General features: G+C 63.3%; 22 protein-coding genes. 10 read left to right on the top strand and 12 right to left on the bottom strand.

The window, feature by feature from the left end:
* Positions 1-8: 8 nt before the first annotated feature.
* The 4 genes from DH08_RS04440 to DH08_RS04425 form a co-directional block, all read right to left on the bottom strand.
* A complete protein-coding gene (locus DH08_RS04440; protein ID WP_192178083.1) occupies positions 9-1565 on the bottom strand; it encodes a formate dehydrogenase beta subunit in 1557 nt (518 codons plus the stop codon).
* Positions 1562-2041 carry a formate dehydrogenase subunit gamma gene (locus DH08_RS04435; protein ID WP_006202845.1) on the bottom strand — a complete coding sequence of 160 codons (480 nt, stop codon included), beginning with the start codon at positions 2039-2041 and terminating at the stop codon, positions 1562-1564. Before DH08_RS04435 ends, DH08_RS04440 begins: the two co-directional genes overlap by 4 nt.
* Before the next feature lie 134 nt (positions 2042-2175).
* Positions 2176-3075 carry a LysR family transcriptional regulator gene (locus tag DH08_RS04430; RefSeq protein WP_006202846.1) on the bottom strand — a complete coding sequence of 300 codons (900 nt, stop codon included), beginning with the start codon at positions 3073-3075 and terminating at the stop codon, positions 2176-2178.
* Between the two features lie 60 nt (positions 3076-3135).
* Positions 3136-3513 carry a VOC family protein gene (locus DH08_RS04425; protein WP_181056397.1) on the bottom strand — a complete coding sequence of 126 codons (378 nt, stop codon included), beginning with the start codon at positions 3511-3513 and terminating at the stop codon, positions 3136-3138.
* Positions 3514-3708: 195 nt separating this feature from the next.
* Here DH08_RS04425 and DH08_RS04420 point away from each other — a divergent pair, with 195 nt between their 5' ends.
* A complete protein-coding gene (locus tag DH08_RS04420; RefSeq protein WP_246800685.1) occupies positions 3709-4878 on the top strand; it encodes an Mrp/NBP35 family ATP-binding protein in 1170 nt (389 codons plus the stop codon).
* Positions 4879-4890: 12 nt separating this feature from the next.
* Here DH08_RS04420 and DH08_RS04415 read toward each other — a convergent pair whose 3' ends face one another.
* The gene (locus tag DH08_RS04415; protein ID WP_192178081.1) at positions 4891-5340 is read right to left on the bottom strand and encodes an SRPBCC family protein; all 450 of its coding nucleotides are present in this window, start codon (positions 5338-5340) and stop codon (positions 4891-4893) included.
* A gap of 148 nt (positions 5341-5488) precedes the next feature.
* On the opposite strand from DH08_RS04415, the gene DH08_RS04410 reads away from it, so the two are divergent.
* Positions 5489-7294, top strand: coding sequence for an IlvD/Edd family dehydratase (locus DH08_RS04410; RefSeq protein WP_192178080.1), 1806 nt, complete (start codon positions 5489-5491; stop codon positions 7292-7294).
* Between the two features lie 111 nt (positions 7295-7405).
* Here DH08_RS04410 and DH08_RS04405 read toward each other — a convergent pair whose 3' ends face one another.
* The gene (locus DH08_RS04405) at positions 7406-7825 is read right to left on the bottom strand and encodes a GFA family protein (RefSeq protein ID WP_006202851.1); all 420 of its coding nucleotides are present in this window, start codon (positions 7823-7825) and stop codon (positions 7406-7408) included.
* A 162-nt stretch (positions 7826-7987) separates the two neighbouring features.
* On the opposite strand from DH08_RS04405, the gene DH08_RS04400 reads away from it, so the two are divergent.
* Positions 7988-8386: a hypothetical protein gene (locus DH08_RS04400; RefSeq protein WP_192178079.1), complete on the top strand. Its 399-nt coding sequence runs from the start codon at positions 7988-7990 to the stop codon at positions 8384-8386.
* A gap of 21 nt (positions 8387-8407) precedes the next feature.
* On the opposite strand, the gene DH08_RS04395 is transcribed toward DH08_RS04400, so the two are convergent.
* Positions 8408-9997 carry a trimethylamine methyltransferase family protein gene (locus DH08_RS04395; protein WP_192178078.1) on the bottom strand — a complete coding sequence of 530 codons (1590 nt, stop codon included), beginning with the start codon at positions 9995-9997 and terminating at the stop codon, positions 8408-8410.
* 197 nt (positions 9998-10194) lie between these two features.
* Complete coding sequence (gene pdxR, locus DH08_RS04390) at positions 10195-11688, bottom strand: MocR-like pyridoxine biosynthesis transcription factor PdxR (RefSeq protein ID WP_006202854.1); 1494 nt, start codon at positions 11686-11688, stop codon at positions 10195-10197.
* A gap of 251 nt (positions 11689-11939) precedes the next feature.
* Here pdxR and pgi point away from each other — a divergent pair, with 251 nt between their 5' ends.
* On the top strand, positions 11940-13583 hold the full coding sequence (gene pgi / locus DH08_RS04385) for a glucose-6-phosphate isomerase (protein ID WP_192178077.1): 1644 nt from the start codon (positions 11940-11942) through the stop codon (positions 13581-13583).
* Between the two features lie 5 nt (positions 13584-13588).
* Positions 13589-14311 (top strand): HAD family hydrolase, encoded by a 723-nt coding sequence (locus tag DH08_RS04380; RefSeq protein WP_120012245.1) that lies wholly within the window; start codon positions 13589-13591, stop codon positions 14309-14311.
* 46 nt (positions 14312-14357) lie between these two features.
* Here the strand turns inward: DH08_RS04380 and DH08_RS04375 are convergent, their stop codons facing one another.
* From DH08_RS04375 to DH08_RS04365, 3 genes are all read right to left on the bottom strand, one after another.
* The gene (locus DH08_RS04375) at positions 14358-14681 is read right to left on the bottom strand and encodes a hypothetical protein (protein WP_192178076.1); all 324 of its coding nucleotides are present in this window, start codon (positions 14679-14681) and stop codon (positions 14358-14360) included.
* A gap of 227 nt (positions 14682-14908) precedes the next feature.
* Positions 14909-15640, bottom strand: a complete 732-nt coding sequence (locus DH08_RS04370; RefSeq protein WP_192178075.1) for a class I SAM-dependent methyltransferase — start codon at positions 15638-15640, stop codon at positions 14909-14911.
* A gap of 8 nt (positions 15641-15648) precedes the next feature.
* A complete protein-coding gene (locus tag DH08_RS04365; RefSeq protein ID WP_192178074.1) occupies positions 15649-17628 on the bottom strand; it encodes a long-chain-fatty-acid--CoA ligase in 1980 nt (659 codons plus the stop codon).
* Between the two features lie 469 nt (positions 17629-18097).
* Between DH08_RS04365 and DH08_RS04360 the strand changes: the two genes are divergently transcribed.
* From DH08_RS04360 to DH08_RS04340, 5 genes are read left to right on the top strand one after another with little or no spacing between them, the layout of a single operon-like run.
* Positions 18098-19696 carry an ABC transporter substrate-binding protein gene (locus DH08_RS04360; protein ID WP_192178073.1) on the top strand — a complete coding sequence of 533 codons (1599 nt, stop codon included), beginning with the start codon at positions 18098-18100 and terminating at the stop codon, positions 19694-19696.
* A gap of 45 nt (positions 19697-19741) precedes the next feature.
* A complete protein-coding gene (locus DH08_RS04355; RefSeq protein ID WP_192178072.1) occupies positions 19742-20749 on the top strand; it encodes an ABC transporter permease subunit in 1008 nt (335 codons plus the stop codon).
* Between the two features lie 47 nt (positions 20750-20796).
* Entirely contained in the window at positions 20797-21657 is an 861-nt protein-coding gene (locus DH08_RS04350) for an ABC transporter permease subunit (RefSeq protein WP_246800684.1), read from the top strand.
* A complete protein-coding gene (locus DH08_RS04345) occupies positions 21657-22514 on the top strand; it encodes an ABC transporter ATP-binding protein (RefSeq protein WP_192178070.1) in 858 nt (285 codons plus the stop codon). The genes DH08_RS04350 and DH08_RS04345 overlap by 1 nt, the downstream gene beginning before the upstream one ends.
* Positions 22511-23341 (top strand): dipeptide ABC transporter ATP-binding protein, encoded by an 831-nt coding sequence (locus DH08_RS04340; RefSeq protein ID WP_006202864.1) that lies wholly within the window; start codon positions 22511-22513, stop codon positions 23339-23341. Before DH08_RS04345 ends, DH08_RS04340 begins: the two co-directional genes overlap by 4 nt.
* Before the next feature lie 36 nt (positions 23342-23377).
* Here DH08_RS04340 and DH08_RS04335 read toward each other — a convergent pair whose 3' ends face one another.
* Positions 23378-24658 (bottom strand): cysteine desulfurase-like protein, encoded by a 1281-nt coding sequence (locus DH08_RS04335; RefSeq protein ID WP_192178069.1) that lies wholly within the window; start codon positions 24656-24658, stop codon positions 23378-23380.
* Between the last annotated feature and the right edge of the window lie 18 nt (positions 24659-24676).

Here is a 24676-nt window from a genome sequence, read left to right as displayed (position 1 = left end):
GCCAGCTCCTATTCAGCCGCCACGCGCGTCGGCGCCGGCTTGAAATCCTCGGGGAAATGGGTGATCGAGCTCATCACCGGGTAGGGCGTGAAGCCGCCCAGTGCGCACAGCGATCCGAACTTCATCGTGTTGCAGAGATCGGTGACCAGAGCGAGGTTCTTCTCCGGCTCGATGCCCGCCGCGAGCCTGTCGATGGTCTCGACGCCACGCGTCGAGCCGATGCGGCAGGGTGTGCACTTGCCGCAGCTTTCGATGGCGCAGAACTCCATGGCGAAACGTGCCTGCTTCAGCATGTCGGCGGTTTCGTCGAACACGGTGATGCCGGCATGGCCGATCAACCCGTCCTTGGCGGCGAAGGCTTCGTAATCGAACGGCGTGTCGAACAAGGCACGCGGGAAATAGGCGCCGAGCGGTCCGCCGACCTGCACCGCTTTCACCGGCCGTCCGGTCGCCGTGCCGCCGCCGATTTCGTCGACGATTTCGCCCAGCGTCATGCCGAAAGCCGCCTCGAACAGGCCGCCATGCTTGACGTTGCCGGCAATCTGGATCGGGATCGTGCCGCGCGAGCGGCCCATGCCGTAATCCTTGTAGAAGGCGGCGCCCTTGTCCATGATGATCGGCACCGAGGCCAGCGAGATGACGTTGTTGATCACCGTTGGCTTGCCGAACAAGCCCTGGATTGCCGGCAGCGGCGGCTTGGCGCGAACCACGCCGCGCTTGCCTTCCAGGCTGTTCAGCAACGAGGTTTCCTCGCCGCAGACATAGGCGCCGGCGCCGACGCGGATTTCCATGTCGAAGGCGTTGGGCGAACCCAGCACATTGGTGCCGAGCACGCCGGCCTTGCGCGCGACCTCGACAGCCCGGTTCATCGTCGCCACCGCATGCGGATATTCCGAGCGGATATAGACAAAACCCTTTGTCGCACCGGTGGCGATACCGGCGATCGTCATGCCTTCGATCAGTACGAAGGGGTCGCCCTCCATGATCATGCGGTCGGCGAAAGTGGCGCTGTCGCCTTCGTCGGCGTTGCAGACAATGTATTTGCGGTCGCCGGCGGTATCGAGCACCGTTTTCCACTTGATGCCGGTCGGGAAGCCGGCGCCGCCGCGGCCGCGCAGACCGGACTCCGTCACCTGCTTGACGATGTCGAGCGGCGCCATGGCCACAGCGTTCTGCAGGCCCTTCAGCCCGCCCAGCGACCTGTAGGCATCGAGCGACAGCGGGTCGTTGATGCCGCAGCGCGCGAAGGTCAGGCGCGTCTGCTTGGCCAGGAACGGAATCTTGTCCGGCGCGCCCAGCCAGCGCTTGTGATGGCCACCCTTGAGGAAGCCGCTGTCGAACAGGCTCTTGACGTCGGAAGGCTTCACCGGTCCGTAGGCGACGCGGCCATTGGCGGTCGCCACTTCGACCATCGGCTCCAGGAAATAGGCACCGCGCGAACCATTGCGGACGATCTTGGCCTCGATGCCGCGTTCGGCCAATTCCTTGGCGATCGTCTTTGCGACCTTCTCGGCGCCGAGCGCCAGCGCGCCGGAGTCACCTGGAATGTAGATGCGCGGGATCATGAGCGTACCTCCGCGACGATCTCTTCGATCTTCTCGTCGTCGAGCCGCCCGATCACCTCGCCGTCCAGCATTGCTGAAGGCGAACAGGCGCAAAGCCCGAGGCAATAGACCGGCTCCAGTGTAACCGATCCGTCGCGGGTGGTCTCGTGGAAACCGATGCCGAGCAACTGCTTGATCTTGGCGGCGACGGCGTCCGACCCCATCGACTGGCAGGCTTCGGCCTGGCAGAGCTTGAGCACGTGCCGGCCGGCCGGCTTGGCGCGGAAATCATGATAGAAGGTGACGACGCCGTGCACTTCGGCCCGGGACAGGTTCAGCCCATCGGCAATGACTGGCAGCGCGTCGTGCGGCACATGGCCGAACTCTTCCTGGATGCCGTGGAGGATCGGCAGCAGCGGACCTTCGAGGTCCTTCAATTCCTGGACGATCGCCGCCGTGCGCGATGCGATCTCGGTACTTGCAGGCTGCATCGTCATGCAGCGCCCTCCCTGGTCGATAGCTTTTATCGCTAAGTCTTTACAAAATCAGAGGAAACCTCTGGAATCAATAAAGCTGATCCGTTGCTTGATAGATATTTTCTATCAAGCCTGTTCAGCCAGCACTGTCTAGCTCAGCGGCGGGCGTGGAAATCGTCCGCCAGCGCCATCGCCTCGTCCAGTAGCGCCTGGACCAGCGGCGTGTGCGGCTCGCGCGGCGTCGCCACCAGCCCGACAGTATGGCTGGCATCCGGTTCGACGATCGGAATGGCCCGGATCGGTTCGGAAAAGCCGAATGTTTCCGCAAGGTTGAGCGGCATGATCGAGGACCATTTGCCGGTGCGGATATGCGAAAACAAGACGATCATCGAGTTGGATTCGAGCGTCGGCCGCACCTGCACGCCGGCCTCCGCCAGATGCTGGTCGATGATGCGGCGGTTCTGCATGTCCGGCGTCAAAAGGCAGAGCGGCAATTGGCTGATTTCCGCCCATGTCACTTTGTCGCGGTCGGAATAGGGGTTTCCCACCGCCGTGATCAGTTGATAGCGCTCGTCATAGAGCGGCACGCTGGTCACCCGCCCCAGCGGCTCGTTGTCGAGATAGGTGATGCCGGCATCGATGTCGAAATTACCGAGCAGCGACAGCACCTCGATCGAGGTTCGCGATAGCACCGAGAAGGTGACGCCCGGATGCTTTTCGCGAAACGGCGTCGTCAGCCGCGCCACCATGGCTAAAGCCGTCGGGATGGCGGCGATGCGGATGCGGCCGGAAAGCCCGTGTCGCGCCGCGCGCATCTCCTCGCGCATGGTGCGGCTGTCGCCGACGATACGGCGCGCCCACACCAGCACCTGCTTGCCTTCCGGCGTCAGCCCCTGAAAGCGCGAGCCGCGCAGCACCAGCATGACGCCAAGCTGGCCTTCCAGCTGCTTGATGCCGGCCGAGAGCGTCGGCTGGGTAACGCCGCATACTTCCGCGGCCCGGCCGAAATGCTCTTCCTTGGCCAGAGCGATGAAGAATTCCAGCTTGTCGATCATCGGCGCAAGCTATCCGGCACGGCGCGGCTGCGCCAGATCATGCTCGCGCTGCTTGGCCGCCTATTTGTCCACCAGGTTTAGGATGTTGCCGTCCGGGTCCTTGAACCAGGCGACCTTCATGCCGTAGCCGACATGGATATCGCCTTCGAGCGAAAGGCCGGGCATCTCATAGTGCTCGAAGGCCACGCCTTTCGACTTTAGCGATTTGACGACGCTGCCGATCTCGTCGCCGACCGTCCAGGTCACCGCCGTCGCCTTGTTGGTTCCGGCGAATTCTGAATGATAGACATTGATGACGGTGTCGCCGCTTTTGTACACGACCAGTTCGTCGCCCATGTCGTCCACCTGTTTGAGGCCCAGCGTCCCTTCGTAAAAGGCCTTTGCCTTCGCCAGGTCCTTCACCGCGAGATTGGCCGTTGCGTTGCTGTTTGCGAGCATGATCCGTCTCCTTCCCTTGATGTCGTGCTCATGCTGCTCCTTCAGATAGGTCGCGCCGGATGGTTGGCGACCGTCGATCAGGCAAATCCGACAGCTTCCGTCGTTTTCCGGGGCACACCAGGCCGGCCGTTGCTCCACGGCTTGGTTCTGTCCGGAAACTGCACTATCTCAGGCGCGAGCTTGCATAAGGAAGACCTGATGTCCGTTACCAAGGAAATCGTCATCGAGCGCCTGAAGACGGTCAACGGGCCGGACTTCACCGGCAATATCGTCGACCTCGGCATGGTTTCCGAGATTTTCATCGCCGATGGCAAAGTGTTCTTCTCGATCACCGTTCCCGCTGCCCGCGCGCAGGAAATGGAGCCGCTGCGCGCCGCTGCCGAGCGGGTGGTCAAGGCGATCCCCGGCGTTGCCGGCGCCATCGTCGCGCTGACCGCCGAGAAGAAAGGCGGTGGCATGGAGGCTCCGGTTCCGCCGCGTCCCGCACCACGGCCGGCGCCGGCAGCACCCCAGCGGCCTGCGCCGCAGGCGCCGGCCTCGCACAGCCACGGCAAGCGTGGCGTGCCCGGCATCGAGGCGATCATCGCGGTTGCCTCCGGCAAGGGCGGCGTCGGCAAGTCGACCACCGCCGTCAACCTGGCGCTTGGGCTGGCGGCCAACGGCCTGAAGGTGGGCGTGCTCGACGCCGACATTTACGGCCCGTCCATGCCAAGGCTGCTCAACATCCATGGCCGGCCGCAGACTGTCGACGGCAAGATCCTGAAACCGATGGAGAATTATGGCCTCAAGGTGATGTCGATGGGCTTCCTCGTCGACGAAGAGACGCCGATGATCTGGCGCGGGCCGATGGTGATGTCGGCGCTGACGCAGATGCTGCGCGAGGTCGAGTGGGGTCCGCTCGACGTGCTGGTCGTCGACATGCCGCCTGGTACCGGCGACGCCCAGCTGACCATGGCGCAGCAGGTGCCGCTGGCCGGCGCCGTCATCGTCTCGACGCCGCAGGACCTCGCGCTGATCGACGCGCGAAAAGGTCTCAACATGTTCAAGAAGGTTGACGTGCCGCTGCTCGGCATCGTCGAGAACATGAGCTACTTCCTCGCGCCCGACACCGGCAAGCGCTACGACATTTTCGGCCATGGCGGCGCCCGCCGCGAAGCCGAGCGCCTCGGCGTCACCTTCCTCGGCGAGGTGCCGCTCGAAATGGGCATCCGCGAAAGCTCGGATGCCGGCACGCCGGTGGTGGTCTCGAAGCCGGAGAGCGCCGAAGCGAAGATCTATCGGGATATCGCAGCTAAGGTATGGGACCGGGTCAATGAGGAACGCGGCGCGGCGGAAGCCGCGGTGCCAAGCATCGTGTTCGAGTAGGTCGGCCGCGGCTCAGCCGCCCACTTTCTCGCCAAAGCTCGAGAAAAACTGCCCCGCCAGCTTCTTCGAGGTCGATTCGATCAGCCGGCTGCCGAGCTGGGCGATCTTGCCGCCGACATCGGCCTTGGCAGCGTATTTGAGCACCGTCGTGTCCGGCCCGTCTGATGTCAGCGTCACGTCGGCGCCGCCCTTGGCGAAGCCGGCGATGCCCCCCTTGCCCTCGCCCTGGATCGTATAGGAATGCGGCGGCTTGAGGTTTTTCAGCGTCACCTCGCCGTTGAACGTCGCCTTGATCGGCCCGATCTTCAGCACCACGGTCGCCGCCATCTCGGTCGCCGACTTCATCTCGAGGCTCTGGCAGCCGGGGATGGTGTCCTTGAGGATCTCGGGATCGTTCAACGCTTCCCACACTTTTTGCAGGGGTGCGGCGATGCGTTCCTCGCCTTCGATCACCAAAGCCATCAAAACCTCCCGGAAAGATTGGCTCGAAGCCCTAGCGCAGGGGCGCTGTTGTGTCTATCGCACCAAAGTGTTGGTTCGGATCGCGCATGCCTCTTGCCTGCTTCGGCGCGTTGCCATATCGATTTGTCCTACAAATATGGAGACCATGATGGCCGGCGCCCCCACAGATAAGAAGAAATTTCGCTCGCAGGAGTGGTTCGACAACCCTGATAACCCGGGCATGACGGCGCTTTATCTCGAGCGCTACCTGAACTACGGGCTGACGCGCGCCGAGCTGATGTCGGGCAAGCCGCTGATCGGCATCGCCCAGACCGGCTCCGATCTGTCGCCCTGCAACCGCCACCACATCGAACTGGCCAAGCGCGTGCGCGAGGGCATCGTCTCGATGGGCGGCATCCCTTTCGAGTTCCCGTGCCATCCGATCCAGGAGACTGGCAAGCGCCCGACCGCAGCCCTCGATCGCAACCTCGCCTATCTCGGCCTGGTCGAGGTGCTGTACGGCTATCCGCTCGATGGCGTCGTGCTCACCATCGGTTGCGACAAGACAACGCCCGCCATGCTGATGGCGGCGGCCACGGTCAACATCCCGGCGATCGCGCTGTCGGTCGGCCCGATGCTCAATGGCTGGCACAAGGGCAAGCGCACCGGCTCCGGCACCATCGTCTGGGAATCCCGCCAGCGCCTGTCGGCCGGCGAGATCGACTATGACGAGTTCATGGACATCGTCGCCTCCTCGGCGCCGTCCACCGGCTATTGCAACACCATGGGCACCGCCACCACCATGAACTCGCTGGCCGAGGCGCTTGGCATGCAGTTGCCGGGTTCGGCCGCCATTCCCGCACCCTACCGCGAGCGCGGCCAGATTTCCTACGAAACCGGCAAGCGCATCGTCGAGATGGTGCATGAGGATTTGAAGCCGTCCGACATCATGACGCGGCAGGCCTTCGAGAACGCCATCGTCGTCAATTCCGCCATCGGCGGCTCGACCAACGCGCCGATCCATCTCAATGCCATCGCCCGCCATCTCGGCGTGCCGCTCGACAATGACGACTGGCAGACGGTCGGCCTCAACGTGCCGCTGATCGTCAACCTGCAGCCGACGGGCGAATATCTCGGCGAGGACTATCACCACGCCGGCGGCGTGCCGGCCGTTGTGGCCGAACTGCTGAAGGCCGGGCTGTTGCCGCACCCCGAAGCGATGACCGCCAACGGCAAGTCGATCGGCGACAACTGCAAGGGCGTGGCCAACGAGAACGCCGACGTCATCCGCACCGTCGCCAAGCCGCTCAAGGCCAATGCCGGCTTCATCAACCTGAAGGGCAATCTGTTCGATTCGGCGATCATGAAGACCAGCGGCATCTCGCCGGAATTCCGCGAGCGCTATCTGTCCAACCCGAAAGACCCGGAAGCCTTCGAGGGCAACGCCATGGTCTTCGATGGGCCGGAGGATTACCACGCCCGTATCGACGATCCGGCGCAAGGCATCGACGAGCACACCATCCTGTTCATGCGCGGGGCCGGTCCAATCGGCTATCCGGGCGGTGCCGAGGTCGTCAACATGCAGCCGCCGGCCTATCTCATCAAGAAGGGCATCCATGCGCTGGCCTGCATCGGCGACGGCCGCCAGTCGGGCACGTCGGGCTCGCCGTCGATCCTCAACGCCTCGCCCGAAGCCGCGATCGGCGGCGGCCTGGCGTTGCTCAAGACCGGCGATCGCGTCCGCATCGACCTGAACAAGGGCACCGCCAACATCCTCGTCAGCGACGAAGAGATCGCCACGCGGCGCGCGGCGCTGCAGAACAATGGCGGCTATCACTATCCGCAGCACCAGACGCCGTGGCAAGAGATCCAGCGCGGCATGGTCGACCAGTTTTCGGCCGGCATGGTGCTGAAGCCGGCGGTGAAATACCAGGATGTGGCGCACACCAGGGGCGTGCCGCGCGACAACCACTGAGCGGCACATCGCGGCGCTCGTGCAAGCGACAAAGGGCGGCTTGGTCTGATCAAGCCGCCCTTTTTACGCCTGGCCTGACGACGTGCCTTCCTGGTTTGGTCCGGGACCCGCTCACAAATATCCGGTAATCTCGGGCGGTTGGTCTTGCCGGTCGCGTTTGCCGTCCTCGTAGATGATCGGCGCGGCGGCGAGTTCCTCCTCGGTGACATCGTCGAGGCAGGCGACATTCACCGCCCAGAAATTGCCGCCCATGAAATCGAGGTAGCCGCGGGAGAAGAAGTTCGCGCCGCAGTTCGGGCACATATAATGGTTGATGTCGCCTTCCGGCCAGTTGGATGGGCTCGCCTTGTATTCCCGCATCCGGTCGCGGCCATCCGTTACGCGCAGCGCCTCGAAGGCCGTGAAGGATTTCCTGTAGCCGAGCTTCCAGCAGAAACTGCAGTTGCATTTGCGGATGCCCTCGGCGAGGTCGAGATCGGCCTCGAAATGCACCGCGCCGCAATGGCAGCTGCCGTGATAGGTCTTCTTCATGGGTTCTCCTCGCAGAATTGCACTGTCCCGTCGATGGTCGGCGAAGCCAGACTCATGTTTGCAGCTACGCCAGATAGGCACCCGATCGCTCCTGGCAATCCGCCTGCATGTGCAATAGCGGCGCGCGCTGCCCATATTGTTTGAAAGCGGAACAGGATCATCATGACAAAACGGCGCTCTTCCCTTGGTTTTCTTGGAATGTTCGGCCGCTCGGGGGACCTCAGGGAGCTCGACGCGGCGCTGCGCGGTGCCGACCTTCATCCAGCCCTTGTTCCGGAGGGCGTGAAGCTCACCATCGTCAATCTGATGAAGGATCACTGGCCCGACGAGCCGCCGTCAGACGCTTATCGATCCATGGCGCAGCTTTTCGCCTACTGCATCGCCGGGCCGCAGACATTCGAGCAGGCCAACGGCACCGAGCGGCGGCTGGATGCGGAACGCCGGATCGAGGCGGCCCTCGACGTCGGCGACAGTTTCGATGCGCAGATCGTGCTTATGGCGCTGCATGCCAAGCTGATCAGCGCCGAAGTGGTCGAGCAATACAGGCTGAGCGCCGACTGACCGGTTTCCGAGACAGGCGCCTCAACCGCCCATGCCGCCGCGCGGCAGCTTGATCATCTCGCCGAAGCGGGCGCGCAGTTTGTCGTCGACCAGCTTCGGCACGTGGCGCGGGAAGCGTTCGGCAAGCACGCGCTTCTTCTCGATGATCGCCCGCTGCAATATGTCGGGCCGGCCCTTTTCGTTCCATTCCTTCGGCGAGAAACGGTCGCCGACGGCCGGATAGAAATATTCTGTCTGCATCAGCCTGAGTGTCTGCTCGTTGCCGAGATAGTGACCCGGTCCCTTCAGGCAGACATCGGCGATGGTGTCGATCGACAGCGCCTCGTCGGTCACCTCGATGCCGCGCACGCAGCGCAGGCAGTGGCCCAGCATGTCATTGTCGATGATCAGGCTTTCCAGGCAGAATCCGAGCAGCGAGGCATGCATGCCGGCCGATTCGTAGACGAGGTTGAGCCCGGCCAGACCGGCCATCACATCGGTGATGCCCTTTTCATAGCCGGACTGGATGTCGGGCAATTTCGAATCCGTCATGCCGGCGGCCGAGCCGCCCGGCAAATCGTAGAATTGCGCCATCTGCGCGCAGGCCGCGGTCAGTACCGCCTGCTCGGCCGAGCCGCCCGACATGGCGCCGGTCCTGAGATCGGAGACGAATGGCCAGGTGCCGAAGATCGCCGGGTGGCCGGGCTTGATGGCGTTGACATAGACGAGGCCGGCAAGCACTTCGGCCACCGCTTGCACCACCGCGCCGGCAATCGCCGCCGGCGCCGTGGCACCGGCCTGGCCGGCCGACAAAAGCAGGATCGGAATGCCGCCTTCGACGCAGGCTTCGAGCACGCCGCAGGCGTCCTCGGCGAACTTCATCGGCGGCACGACGAAACAGTTCGAGTTCGACACGAATGGCCGGGCGCGGAAATTCTCCTCGCCGCCAGCGATCGCGTAAAGCATCTCAAGCGCCGGCTGCACATTCTCGCGCACCGTGAACGAGGTGCCGACATGCTTGGACGTTCCCATCACGCAGGCGTAGAGCGTGTTGAAGTCCATATCGAGCGGATCGGGAATGTCGCGCGGCACCATCGGCCGCTGGAAGAAGTGGATGTTGTCGAGCCCTTCGACGATGCGGGCGGCGTCATAGATGTCCTGCAAAAGCGACTCGCGGTATTCGCGCTTCTCGACGTCGACCAGGTGCACGGCAGCACCCGCCGTTCCGTAATGCACGCGCTTGCCCTTGATCAGCATGTCGTGCTTCGGGTCCTGGCCGTGCAGCGTGAAATGCCGCGCCGCCTTCTTGATGGTGTCCAGCACCAGCGCTCGCGGGAAGCGGATGCGCCCATCATCGCCGTAGGTGGCGCCAGCCTTGGTCAGCGCCTCGATGCAGGAGGGAATGGCGTTGGCGAAGCCAACGGTCTCCAGCAGCGTCAGCACCGCCTCGTGGATGCGCTCGCGATCGTTCTCGCCGAGCGGTCCATAACTGCCGCCTTCGAGGCCGGCGCGCACCGGCCTGATATCGTCGGCGAGCGGTGCCGCTCGCATGGCGCGACGCGCTTCGCGCCCGCCTGAGCGCCGCGAACGTTGGTCGCTCGACGCTTCCTGCTTCTCAAGAGCCACTGACATGGAGGCACTCCACCTTTAGCCGCGAAGCAGGAGGCGGCGGTTGGTCCACCATCGGCCTGCTTCGTCCCCTTTATGCATCGACTATGCCGCCGGCATTGGTACAGCCTATGAGCCAGCGGGTCCCGTCGCATATGCCAGGGCGCTAAAGAAAACGGGGCCGTTTCCGGCCCCGTTTTGAATTGGCTCCAAGTAGCCTGTCAGGCTGCCGCCGGCCTGCGGCCTGCCGCCGTCGCCAGTTCGCGGATGCCGGGCTCGATGTGCTGCAGCGCGATCGAGGAAATACCCAAGCGCATGAAACGCGACGGCTTTTCGGTCCGGTCGAAGAAGCGGTCGCCGGGTTCGATGATGACGCTGCGCGACGCAGCCGCCTCGGCCAGGCCGCGCGAATCGGTGCCACGCGGCCCTTCGAGCCAGAGCGACGTGCCGCCGGCCGAGTCGGTCGAACGCCATTCCGGCAGGAAGGCGGAAATCGCATGGACCAGACGCTTGCGCCGCTCGTCGAAGGCGGATGACAGCCGCCGCACCAGCGCCTCGTGATGGCCGAGCGACAGGAACAGCGCGACGGCGCGCTGGTTGTTGGCCGGCGGGTGCCGGAGCATGAAGCGGCGCAGCGCGCGAAGCTCGGCGATCAGCCCGGCCGACGCCACGATGTAGCCAAGCCGCAGACCTGGAGCCAAGGTCTTCGACATCGAGCCGACATAGACGACGCGGCCTGAGCGATCGAGGCTCTTCAGCGCCTGCTGAGGCGCCTCGTCGAGCAACTGGCTGTCATAGCCGTCCTCGATGATGATCTGGTTGTGGCGGTTGGCGCGCGCCAGAAGGTCCTGCCGCCGCTCCGCCGACAGCGGCACCATGGTCGGGCAATGGTGGCTGGGCGTCACGAAGACAAAGCCGGAATCGCTGGGGATGGACGAGGTGACGATGCCGGACTGGTCGACCGGAACCGGTTGGATGTCGGCGCCCGCCAGCCGGAAGATCGAACGTGCGTCGGGGTAGCCCGGATCTTCCATAGCCACCTTCGAGCCCTTGGTCATCAGCAGCGAAGCCAGCATATAGAGCGCGTTCTGGGCGCCCAGCGTCACGATGATCTCGTCCGGATTGGCGAAGATGCCGCGCCGCGGCAACAGCCGCGCCTGGATCTGCTCGATCAGCAGCGGATCGTCGCGGTCGACCATGTCGGAGGCCCAGTTGCGGATCTCGAGCACGGCCAGCGCCATGCGGTTGCACTCGCGCCATTCGGCTGTCGGGAACAGCGCCGGGTCGAACTGGCCGTAGACAAAGGGGTAGGACGACTTGATCCAGTTGTCGTGCTTGGCCGGCGGCGGCATGTCGCTGGCGGCGATCTGCCGGCGCGCCTTCCAATCGATCTCGTTGGCCTGGTCGGGCGCCTTCTGGTGCGGCTTGGCCGGCGTCGCCAGCACGTCCGGGTTGACGAAATGGCCGCGCCGTTCGCGCGCCACCAGGAACCCCTGATCAACCAGCTGCTGGAAAGCCAGCACCACCGTGCCGCGGGCGACGCCGAGTTTTTCGGCCAGGATGCGGCAGGACGGAAGCGGCATCGAAGCGGCAATCTGCCGGTCGAGGATGGCCGCGACGATCGCCTGACGGATCTGTGCCTGCAGGGTCTGCCCGGATTCCGCAGAAATCCGGAACAGGCCGGACCATATGGCCGTGTCGTTACGCTGTGGCATGGGAATTGTTCCTCGATGGCCAGCCTTTTTTGCTTGGCTGGACCAGCCGAACGTAACCGTGGCACAAGGGGTTGCGCCAATCAATTTTTCTGATCGCTGGGATTTATGCCAGTGATCCTTCACGTGATTTTGATGCTGCACTGCGTACCGCCGCGCATTGAACCGGATGGAATTCGGCTCGATACATTGTCGCGACGACACGCGCCGGAAACATCCGGCCCTTAATGATGGCTCAGGTCTCGGAGTTTGCAGTGGATCAATCGTCCTTTCAAAAACAGTTCGCCGCGTTGCGCGATCATCGCACAGCCGCGTCCGCCAGCATGCGCGAAGCTTTCGCCGCCGATCCCAAGCGCTTCGAGACATTCTCCGCCACCGACGGCGACCTGTTGCTCGACTGGTCGAAATGCGCGGTCGATGCGAAGACGATGGACCTGCTGGAGAAATTGGCCGCGGCCGCCGATCTCGAGGGCCGCCGCGCAGCTATGTTCGCAGGTCAGAAGATCAACGTCACCGAAGGCCGCGCCGTGCTGCACACGGCGCTGCGCAACCTCAGCGGCAAGGGCGTGGTGCTCGACGGGCAGGATGTGAAGACGGAAGTCCTCGCCGTCCTCGACGCGATGGGCGCCTTTGCCGACGCCGTGCGCTCCGGCAAGGCGGCCGGCGCCACCGGCAAGAAGATCACCGACATCGTCAACATTGGCATCGGCGGTTCCGATCTCGGCCCGGCCATGGCGACCCTGGCGCTGGCGCCCTATCACGACGGGCCGCGCGCGCATTATGTCTCCAACATCGACGGCGCCCATATCCACGACACACTGAAGGGCCTGTCCGCCGAAACCACGCTGTTCATCATCGCCTCCAAGACCTTCACCACGGTCGAGACGATGACCAATGCCGAGACGGCCAGGAAGTGGGTGCAGAAGGCGCTCGGCAAGGAAGCCGTCGGCAAGCATTTCGCCGCCGTCTCGACCGCACTCGACCTGGTGGCGAAGTTCGGTATCGAGGCCGACCGCGTCTTCGGCTTCTGGGACTGGGTCGGCGGTCGCTACTCGGTCTGGAGCGCCATTGGCCTGCCGGTGATGATCGCCATCGGCCCGAAGAATTTCCGGGCCTTTCTCGACGGCGCACATGAGATGGACGAGCACTTCCGCACCGCGCCGCTGCAACAGAACCTGCCGGCGCTGATGGGGCTGATCGGCTGGTGGCACCGCGTCGTCTGCAAATATCCGGCCCGCGCGGTCATCCCCTACGACCAGCGCCTGTCCCGGCTGCCGGCCTATCTGCAGCAGCTCGACATGGAATCGAACGGCAAGAGCGTGACCCTTGATGGTGGCGCGGTCGCCACGCCGACCGGCCCCCTGGTCTGGGGCGAGCCCGGCACCAATGGCCAGCACGCCTTCTTCCAGTTGCTGCATCAGGGCACCGATTTCATTCCGGTCGAATTCCTCGCCGCCGCCGTCGGCCACGAACCCGATCTCAAGCATCACCACGACCTGCTGCTCGCCAACTGCCTGGCGCAATCGGAAGCCCTCATGAAGGGCCGCACGCTGGAGGAAGCGCGCGCGCAGATGCTGGCCAAGGGCATGAAGCCGGCCGATGTCGACAAGATCGCGCCGCACCGTGTCTTCTCAGGCGATCGTCCCTCGGTGACCATCCTCTACAGGAAGCTCGACCCGCATACGTTCGGGCGGCTGATCGCGCTCTACGAGCATCGCGTCTTCGTCGAAGGCACGCTGTTCGACATCAATTCGTTCGACCAGTGGGGCGTCGAGCTCGGTAAGGAACTAGCGACCGGCCTGCTGCCTGTCGTGGAAGGCAAGGAGAATGCCGCAAAGCGGGACGCCTCGACTGCCGGACTGGTGGAACACATTCACCGCTTGCGCGGCCAGGAGTGAAAAGTTTGGCGGATATCAAGGGCATATTGTTCGACAAGGACGGCACGCTTGTCGACTTCAACGCGACATGGCTCGGCATCGCGGATTTCATGGCCATGGATGCCGCCGAAGGCGATCGCTGGAAGGCCGACAGGCTGCTGGCCGCGGCGGGCTTCGATTTCGTCAACAAGCGCTTCAAGCCGGATTCGATCTTCGCGTCCGGCTCGAACATGGATGTCGTCGAACTGTGGTTCCCGCGCCTGTCCGACGAGGACCAGATGCTTGCCGTCGCCCGCTTCAACGAGATCACCTCGGTCCAGGGCTCGGCCATGGCGGTGGAGCTGCCCGGGATCGTCGATTCGCTGAGGGCGCTTCACAAGAGATCCTACAGGCTCGGCGTCGCCACCAACGATTCGACCAGCGGCGCCGAAAAGACCCTGGTGACGCTCGGCGTGGCGCAGCTTTTCGACGCCGCCTATGGCTACGACTCTGTGGCAAGGCCGAAACCGGCGCCGGATACGATCCTCGCCTTTTGCGACCTGACCGGGCTCAGGCCGGCGGAGATCGCCATGGTCGGCGACAACCGCCACGACCTCGAAATGGCGCGGGCCGGCGGCTGCGGCCTGGCGGTCGGCGTGCTCTCCGGCACCGGCACGCGCGAATCGCTGTCGTCGATCGCCGACGTCGTTCTGGATTCGGTTGCGGACCTACCCGGCTTTCTTTCGGCGCGGGTCAAGGAGACGGTCTGACGGCCAAGGCCTGGGCAACGAGTGGAAGCGGGACATCAAGCCCGTTCTATCCCGGAATGGGAGTACGAAACCCGTGTGTGTCGCAAAGTGTTTTCGCGATGTCATCGACCTTTGGATTTTTGTCCAAGGCCATTATTTCGATAGTCCCGTTGCGCTTTTCGGCGAAAAATAGAACCGCCGGTCGAAAATTTCCTCCGTCCGTTAACCCGCAGAGATAAATGGTGCCGCTTTCTCCTATACGAGCTTGGGCGATGTATACGGTCGGATTAGCCTCGATCACGAGGTGTCGCTGGATAGCGAGCTTCAACGGAGGCAGGTCATCCAAGGTGGTGGCGTGCGGCGTACTGTGTTCCGCGGCATAGGCTGGCAACGCGGACCCTGAGCATGCCACGACAACGACCGTCACTAGCACTGAAGAAAGACGCATCATTTAGCATCAGTACCTTTGCAAAGAAGGAACTCTCTCAGCTGGACGGATGCACCGAGTGTAGCAAATGCCTCAGCTGCCGCTATCTCAACCATAAGTAGATTTCTTGGTCCAGTCGCTTCACGCCTAATGTGTGCTATGGGCCGAACCCGCTCATTCAGATCCGAGCGCTAGCGATCTTCCGCCTCGAAGGAAAACACGCCGCTCGACTTGGTCGCAGCTCCCTTCGCGTCGCCGAAATCCAGCACCTGGTATTCGGCGAGCAACCGCAGCCGGGACAGCGGCAAGTCGGCGCGACGGGGATCGCCGACCAGCACCTCGATGCCGGCTGCCAGGCAGTGGTCGAGAAACGGGGTAACCCGCAGCGCTACCTCACGGCCGTAAAACACGTCGCCGGCAAGAACGAGATCGACCGCCGGTGGCAGGCCGGTGGTGATGTCTTCACCGATCAAGGTAATAGCAACGCCGTTCGCCGCCGCGTTGAGGCCGAGCGCGGCAACACCGTTGCGGTCGATCTCGGCCGCGATCACCGTGCTGGCGCCGGCCTTTGCCGCGGCGATGCCGACGAGGCCCGAACCGGCGCCGAGGTCGAGCACGCGCCGCCCCGCCACCGTCTGCGGCCGGTCGAGTATGTAGCGTGCAAGCACCGCGCCGCCGGCCCAGGCATAGGCCCAGTAGGGCGGCAGAGGCTCGGCCTGATCGATATCGGCGGCTTCGTCCGCTTCGACATCGTTCCCGTCCGGCTCGAGCAGCCGCCTCAGCCCGCTGCCGGGATGGGCCGTGTAGAGCCGGATTTCGGGAAGCGCCGGAACAGGCGCAAGGCGCAAATTCGCCTTGATGAACGTCGTCGGGTCGGGATGTCGACTATCCGCTATCCCGCCGGTGCCAGTGCCATCGTTCAAGATCGCGTCTAGTCCCGCAATGCTCGCCGCAGGATCTTGCCCACGGGCGTCTTCGGCAGTTCGGTGCGGAACTCGATGTATTTCGGCCGCTTGTAGCCGGTCAGGTTCTCGCGGCAATAGGCGGTTAGGGTTTCGAGGGTCAGCGCCGGGTCCTTCCTGACCACGAACAGCTTCGGCACTTCGCCCGAATGCTCGTCCGGCACGCCGATCGCCGCCACTTCGAGCACGCCCGGATGCTGGGCCACGACCTCTTCCAGCTCGTTCGGATAGACGTTGAAGCCGGAGACCAGGATCATGTCCTTCTTGCGGTCGACGATCTTGGTGAAGCCGCGCTCGTCCATGAAGCCCATGTCGCCCGACTTGAAGAAACCGTCCTTGGTCATAACCTTGGCGGTCTCGTCCGGCCGGTTCCAGTAGCCGGCCATCACCTGCGGCCCCTTGATGCAGATCTCGCCGATTTCGCCGAGCGGCACATTGTTGCCGTCGTCGTCGCGGATGGCGATCTCGGTCGAGGGCAGTGGCAGGCCGATCGTGCCGGTGAAGTCGCCGGCGCTGAACTTGTTGGCGGTCGCCACCGGCGAGGTTTCCGACAATCCGTAACCCTCGCTGACCGGACAGCCGGTCAGCGCCTTCCAGCGCTCGGCGACGCCCTTCTGCACCGCCATGCCGCCGCCTAGCGTCAGCACCAGCGGCTTGAAATCGAGCTTGCGGAAATCCTCATTGTTGAGCAGCGCATTGAACAGCGTGTTGAGGCCCGGGAAAATGTGGATCGGGTATTTCTGCAGTTCCTTGACGAAGCCGGGGATGTCGCGCGGGTTGGGAATGAGCACGTTCTGGGCGCCTTGCTGCATGCCCATCAGCGCGTTCACCGTCAGCGCGAAGATATGGTAGAGCGGCAGCGCACAGACGAAGTTGGGATGCGCCGGTCGCGGCCTAACCGTATAGGCGTCCTCGAGCCAGAGCGCGTTCTGCGCGACATTGGCGAGCACGTTGGATTGCAGCAGCGTCGCGCCCTTCGAGACGCCGGTGGTGCCGCCTGTATATTGCAGGAAGGCGATATCGTCGGCTGCCACCTTGGCCGGCTTGAAGGCGACGCCGGCGCCGGCCTTGAGCGCCGCGTTGAACTTGACATGGCCGGGCAGCGACCATACCGGCACCATTTTCTTCACCCGGCGCACGACGAGGTTGACGATCGTCCCCTTGAGAGCGCCGAGCATGTCGCCCATTGCGGCGATAACGACATGCTTGACCGCCGTCCTGGCGATCACCGCCTGCAGCGTATTGGCGAAATTTTCGAGGATGACGATGGCCTGCGCCCCGGAGTCCTTGAGCTGATGCTCCAGCTCGCGCGGCGTGTAGAGCGGATTGATGTTCACCACCGTATAGCCGGCGCGTAAGATGGCCATCATCGCTACCGGATACTGCAGCACGTTCGGCATCATCAGCGCCACGCGTGCGCCTTTCTGCAGCCCTGTCGATTGCAGGTAGGCGCCGAAGGCGGTCGACTGCCGCTCGAGTTCGGCATAGGTGATAGACTTGCCCATGCATACGAATGCCGGCTGGCCGGCAAACTGCTTGCAGGCGCCGATCAGCAAGTCGCCGATGGAACTATAGGGTAGAGGCCCGATCTCGGCCGGAACGCCTTTCGGGTAGCTGGCGAGCCATGGCTTTTGCGGCAGGCCGGCGGCAAGTGCTGTCAACGCCTTCGGCAGTCGCTTGGCCGGGCTCGATGCCGGCTTCGACGCGGGATTTGCCGAAGCGGGCTTGGCCGCCGCCGCTGTCTTGGCGTTCGGCTTGGCTGTCTTTGCAGCCGCGGCTTTGGTCGCGGGCTTTGCGCCTGCCTTTGCCGGTGGAACTGCCGCCTTCGGCTTGGCCGGCGCGGCGGCCTTGGCGGCTGGCGCTTTCGCCTTGCCGGAGCCGGCGGCCGGCTTTGAAGCGGCCTTGGCTTTTGCCTTCTCCGGAGCCGTTGTCTTTGCTGCTTTTGCCACCTGTTGCCTCCCTCGATCTTTCCTTCGTGCCGCGTCGCCTCTGAATGACAGAAACGTCCTCCGCCGCAGCGTTGCGGATTCCCCAAGAAATCCAGCATGCCGCCTATGTATTGCGACTATCGGCGACCGTGCAAGTCTTGCCCTTGCGGCAGAACGGGAAAGATTTGCCGTCGAAATCTTTCCGGCGCTGGCCCTCTCGAGCCCTAGCCTCCTGTCACGCCGGTGGCGAAGCGATGCCTGTGGTTCATTGTAATCGCCGCATCGGCAATCAATAAAAAAATGCAGTCGTTAACAATACCGTGATTGGTAGGTTTTGCTATTTTTTTCCGAAATTGCGCAAAAACCGAGAAACATTTTCTGCTTACGGTGGGGTAGGCAAACGGGGAGTTCCAAAGCCGGGAAAACGGTGCTTATATGCGCGCTTCGCGAGCCTGATAGAGGGGCTTGGAAGAACATCAGGGAGTGCTCAATGAAAAAGAAACTGACTTTTGCAGCCGCGTTGCTGGCTGCAAGCGTCCTCGGCGGCGTGGCCAATGCCAAGACGCTGGTTTATTGCTCGGAGGCATCGCCGGCCAACTTCGACCCGGGTACCACAACGGGCGGCAACGATTTCGACGCCTCGTCGCGCACGGTCTATTCGCGTCTGGTCGAGTTCAAGCATGGCGGCACCGAGATCGAGCCCGGTCTCGCCGACAAGTGGGAAATCTCCGACGACGGCTTGGTCTATACCTTCCACCTGCATCCGGGCGTGAAGTTCCAGACCACAGACTATTTCAAGCCGACCCGTGACCTCAATGCCGACGACGTCGTCTTCTCCTTTGATCGCCAGTTCAACAAGGAAAACCCCTGGAACGGCGAGAAGTACCTGCCGAACCTGACCTGGGACTATTACACCGGCATGGACATGCCGAAATATGTCGCCAAGTGGGAAAAGGTCGATGACCTGACCGTGAAGCTGACGCTGACCGAGCCGAACGCTCCGATGCTTGCCAATCTCGGCATGGACTTCGCCTCGATCGTATCGAAGGAATATGCCGAGCAGCTGGAGAAATCCGGCAAGATGGCCGATTTCTCGACCAAGCCGATCGGCACCGGTCCGTTCCAGTTCGTCGACTACCAGCTGGATTCGGTCATCCGCTATGCGGCCCATCCGGACTACTTCAAGGGCAAGGAAAAGATCGACGATCTCGTCTTCGCCATCACGCCCGACGCGACCGCCCGCATCCAGAAGGTGCTTGCCGGCGAGTGCGACATCGCGCCCTATCCGAATCCTGCCGACATCGGCACGATCAAGGCCAACCAGGACGTGACCCTGATGGATCAGGCCGGCCTGAACATCGGCTACATGAGCTACAACACCACCGTCCCGCCGCTCGACAAGCCCGAGGTGCGCCATGCGCTCAACCAGGCGATCGATCGGGAAGCGCTGATCAAGTCGCTGTTCCAGGACGCCGGCGCCACGCCGGCCGACAATTTGATCCCGCCGACCATGTGGTCGTGGGACAAGAGCGTGAAGTTCGATTCCTATGATCCGGAAGCGGCCAAGAAAGTGCTGGCCGATGCCGGGCTGAAGGAAATCCAGCTCTGGGCTTCCGATCGCGTTCGTCCTTATAACCCGAACTTCCAGCGTGCCGCCGAACTGATCCAGGCCGACTGGGCCAAGGTCGGCGTCAAGGCGGAGATCGTCAACTACGAGTGGACGAAGTATCGTGAGGAAGGCAAGAAGAAGGACCGCCCCGGCGCGTTCCAGATCGGCTGGACCGGCGACAATGGCGATCCGGACAACTTCTTCGCCACGCTGTTCGCTTGCTCCGCCATCGGCGTGTCGAACTACTCGAGCTGGTGCGACAAGGACTTCGAGGACCTGATCCAGAAGGCCAAGAAGACCAGCGACCAGGGCGAGCGCACCAAGCTCTATGAGCAGGCGCAGGTTGTCTTCCAGAAGCAGGCTCCTGCCTTCCTTATGGCACACAGCCAAGTCTACGCAGTCGTGCGCAAGAACGTCAGCGGTTTCATGATGGACCCGCTCGGCATTCATCGCTTCGACGGCGTCGACAAGGCCGAATAGAACGGTTAGGCGGGCGGCGCCACAAAGCGCCGCCCCCTTTTCAAGATGCTCCGATATCTCCTCAACAAAATCGCTTTGGTGATCCCGACACTCATCGGCATCACCATCTGTGCCTTCGCTTTCGTCAGGCTGCTGCCCGGCGATCCGATACTTGCCATGGCCGGCGAGCACGGCGTGGCGCCGGCGCGCTACGAACAGCTCAAAGAACAGTTCGGCTACAATCTGCCGATCTGGCAGCAATATGCGCGCTATGTCGGCGAGGTCGCGACCGGTGATTTCGGCGTCTCGATCTCGTCCAAGCGCCCGGTCATGGAAGAGTTCAAGACCCTCTTTCCGGCGACGATGGAACTGTCGTTCTTCGCCATGATCTTCGCCATGGTGCTAGGCATTCCCGCCGGCATCGTCGCTGCGGTCAAGCGCGGCTCATGGTTCGATCAGTCATTGATGGGCACGGCGCTCGTCGGCTATTCCATGCCGATCTTCTGGTGGGGCCTGCTGCTGATCATCTTTTTCTCCGGCTACCTCGGCTGGACCCCGGTTTCGGGCCGCATCGGCCTGCAGTTCTTCTTCAAGCCGATCACCGGCTTCATGACCATCGACACCCTGATCTATGGCAAGTGGGACGCCTTCCGCTCGGCGTTGAGCCATCTGGTCCTGCCCGCCATCGTGCTCGGCACCATCCCGCTGGCAGTGATCGCCCGCCAGACGCGTTCGGCGATGCTCGAGGTGCTGGGTGAGGACTATGTGCGGACCGCGCGCGCCAAGGGCCTTTCGTCGGCCCGTGTCATCGGCGTGCACGCCTTGCGCAATGCGCTGATCCCGGTGGTCACCACCATCGGCCTGCAGGTCGGCACGCTGCTCGCCGGCGCCATCCTCACCGAAACCATCTTCGCCTGGCCGGGCATCGGCAAGTGGATGGTCGATTCCATCTTCAAGCGCGACTATGTCGTCGTGCAGTCAGGCTTGCTTTTGATCGCGCTCATCGTCATGGCCGTGAACCTGATCGTCGACGTGCTCTATGCCGTCATCAACCCGCGCATACGGGCGGCATGATGAGCCAGTCGACCGAACTCACGCCGCTTGCCGCCAGCCCTGACCGCATGTTGGGGTTCAGGACCTTCTGGCACTATTTCTCGGTCAACCGTGGCGCCGTCATCGGCCTGTTCGTCTTCATCCTATTGGTGTTGGCGGCAGTGCTTGCACCGGTGCTGGCGCCCTATGCGCCGGATGTTCAGGACAAGACCGCGTTCTTGAGACCTCCGGCATGGCAGGCCGGTGGCAGCGCCCAGTATCTGCTCGGCACCGACGCGGTCGGTCGCGACATGCTCTCGCGCCTGCTCTATGGCGCCCGCTTCTCGCTGCTCATCGGTGCGGTCGTGGTCACGCTGTCGCTGTTCGGCGGCATCACACTCGGCCTGCTCGCCGGCTACTTCCGCGGCTGGGTCGACGTCGCGATCATGCGCGTGATGGACCTGATCCTCGCCTTTCCGTCGCTGCTGCTCGCGCTTGTGCTGGTCACCATTCTCGGGCCTGGCCTGTTCAATGCGATGCTGGCGATCTCGCTCGTGCTGCAGCCGCATTTCGCCCGGCTGGTACGCGCCGCCGTCATGGCGGAGAAAAGCCGCGAATATGTCGTGGCCGCGAAGGTTGCGGGTGCTGGACATCTCAGGCTGATGCTTCGCACCATCCTGCCGAACTGCCTGGCGCCGCTGATCGTCCAGGGCACGCTGTCATTCTCGAACGCCATTCTCGAGGCGGCGGCCCTCGGTTTCCTCGGGCTAGGTGCCCAGCCGCCGACTCCCGAATGGGGAACCATGCTCGCCTCGGCGCGTGAATTCATCCTGCGCGCCTGGTGGGTGGTGACCTTCCCGGGCCTCGCCATCCTCATCACCGTGCTCGCCATCAATCTGGTCGGTGACGGCCTGCGCGACGCGCTCGATCCGAAGCTCAGGAGGTCGTGATGGCATTGCTCGACATCCAGAATCTCGTTGTCGAGTTCCAGACCGCTTCCGGTTCTTTCCGCGCGGTCGACGGCGTTTCGCTTCACGTCGAAGAGCGCGAAGTGCTGGCCATCGTCGGCGAATCCGGCTCCGGCAAGTCGGTGTCGATGCTGGCGGTCATGGGCCTCTTGCCGTGGACGGCCACGGTCACGGCTGACAAGATGAGCTTTGCCGGACGCGATCTCCTGAAGATGAACTCCGCCGAGCGGCGCAAGATCGTCGGCAAGGACATGTCGATGATCTTCCAGGAGCCGATGGCCAGCCTCAATCCCTGCTTCACCATCGGTTTCCAGATCGAGGAGGTGCTGCGCTTCCATATGGGCATGGACAAAGCCCAGCGTCGTGCCCGCGCCATCGAGTTGTTGAAGCAGGTCGGCATTGCCGACCCGGCGGAACGGTTGGACTCCTTTCCGCACCAGATGTCGGGCGGCCAGTGCCAGCGCGTCATGATCGCCATTGCCATTGCCTGCAATCCGAGGCTGCTGATCGCCGACGAGCCGACGACTGCGCTCGACGTCACCATCCAGAAGCAGATCCTCGACCTGCTTGTCTCGCTGCAGGCCAAATACGGAATGGGCCTGATCATGATCACCCACAATATGGGCGTCGTGGCCGAGACCGCCGACCGCGTCATCGTCCAGTACAAGGGCCGCAAAATGGAAGAGGCCGACGTGCTGTCCCTGTTTGAATCGCCGAAGAGCAATTACACCCGCGCGCTGCTGTCGGCGCTGCCGGAAAACGCCGTCGGCGACCGGCTGCCGACCGTTTCCGACATGCTGTTCGAACCGGCACCCTCTGCAGCAGGAGCCGCCCGATGAGCGTCAGGGTCCTCGAGGGCAAGGACATCAGGCGCGACTACCATGTCGGCGGCGGGCTGTTTCGTGGTGCACGCACGGTACATGCGGTCAAGGGCGTTTCCTTCAGCGTCGACAAGGGCAAGACGCTCGCCATCGTCGGCGAGAGCGGCTGCGGCAAGTCCACGCTCGCCCGCATCATCACGCTGATCGATCCGGCGACTTCCGGAGAGCTGTTCATCGACGGCAACAAGGTCGACATCGCCAGGGACGGGCTGACGAAGGAGATGCGCCGCAAGGTGCAGATCGTCTTCCAGAACCCCTACGGCTCCCTCAATCCACGCCAGAAGATCGGCGACGTGCTGGGCGAGCCGCTGCTGATCAACACCGACAAGCCGGCCGAAGAACGCCGCGACCTTGCGATGAAGATGCTGAAGAAGGTCGGCCTCGGCACCGAGCACTACAACCGCTACCCGCACATGTTCTCGGGTGGCCAGCGCCAGCGCATCGCCATTGCCCGTGCGCTGATGCTGAACCCGAGCCTGCTGGTGCTGGACGAGCCGGTCTCGGCCCTAGACCTGTCTGTGCAGGCGCAGGTGCTCAATTTGCTCGCCGATCTGCAGGACGAGTTCCAGCTGACCTATGTCTTCATCAGCCATGATCTTTCAGTGGTGCGCTACATCGCCGACGACGTCATGGTGATGTATTTCGGCGAAGCGGTGGAATACGGCTCACGCGACGAGGTCTTTGCCGATCCCAAGCACAGCTACACAAAGACGCTGTTCGCCGCGACGCCGCGCGCCGACGTCGCCTCGATCAAGGCCAGGCTGGCGAAGAAGAAGGCTGCCTGACGCGGCCAAGGCGCATCAGGGCAATTTTCAAAGAGATCACGATAGCTTGGCGATGATCGTGCGCAACGCTTCGCCGAAGCGGCGCACTTCATCCACCGTATTGTAGTGCACCAGCGAGGCGCGGATGGCGCCGCTGTCCATCGAGAGGTTGAGGCGCTTCATCAGCCGCGGCGCATACATGTGGCCGTCGCGGATGCCGATCTGCAGCTCGGCCATCTCCTCGACGATCCGCTGCGGCGACATCGTGCCGATGTTGAAGCAGAAGGTCGGCACGCGTTCATGAATGCGGGCCTCGTCGGCGACGCCGTAGATCGTGGCATTGCAGTTCTTGAGCACGGCGAACATCTCGCGCGCCAGCACCAGTTCGTAGTCGCGGATGGCGTTCATGCCGGCGACGATGTTGTCGCGCCGCGACCGGTTGTTCTCGGGCAACAGATTGCGGCCGATCGATTCCAGATAGCGCACGGCGGCGTCCATGCCGGAGACATTCTCGTAGATGAAAGTGCCGGCCTCGACCTTGTAGGGCGGCTCGTCGGGAATGAAATCCTCGCGGAAGGTCGGCAGTCGCTTCAGCGTCTCGAAGCGGCCCCACAGGAAGCCCATATGCGGCGAGAAATTCTTGTAGCCGGAGCAGACCAGATAGTCGCAGTCCCAGGCCTGTACGTCGATCAGCCCGTGCGGTCCGTAATGCACGCAGTCGAGGAACACTTCGGCGCCGGCGGCGTGCGCGATCTTCGCCACGGAAGCGACGTCGACGATCGAGCCGATCGAGTGCGCCGTCACCGTGCAGGCGACGAGGCGAGTGCGGTCCGACACCAGCGGCTTGAGGTCGTCGACATGCAGATTGCCATCCTCGCGCATGCGCCACCATTTGAACTTGGCGCCGGCGGATTCCAGCGCCAGCCATGTGGCGATGTTGGCGTCGTGGTCCATGTCGGTGATGACGATCTCGTCGCGTTCAGAAAGCATCTGGCCGATGCCGAGGCTGACCAGGCGGATGAACGAGGTGGCGTTCATGCCGAAGCAGATTTCGGATGGGCTATAGGCGTTGACCAGCAGCGCGACGCTTTCGCGCGCATCGGCGACCGACTGGTCGACGGTGACGCTGCGGCCATAGCGGCCGCCGCGCTGCACATTGTGCGCCACCAGATGGTTGGTCACCGCGTCGAGCACGCTCTGCGGAATCTGCGCGCCGGCTGCATTGTCCAGGAAGATGAAGTCGCCGGCCCGCTGCAGGGCGGGGAACATCGCGCGGATGGCCTCGACCGGAAACGCGCTGGCGGCGCTGTTCGCATTGGCGGTTTGATGCTTGTTCAAGGTCGTCTCCTGCGTAGT

This window comes from Mesorhizobium amorphae, assembly GCF_014843845.1.
Taxonomy (GTDB): domain Bacteria; phylum Pseudomonadota; class Alphaproteobacteria; order Rhizobiales; family Rhizobiaceae; genus Mesorhizobium; species Mesorhizobium amorphae_A.
Note: the sequence above shows the minus strand (reverse complement) of the source record. Positions and strands in the feature narration are given on the sequence as shown.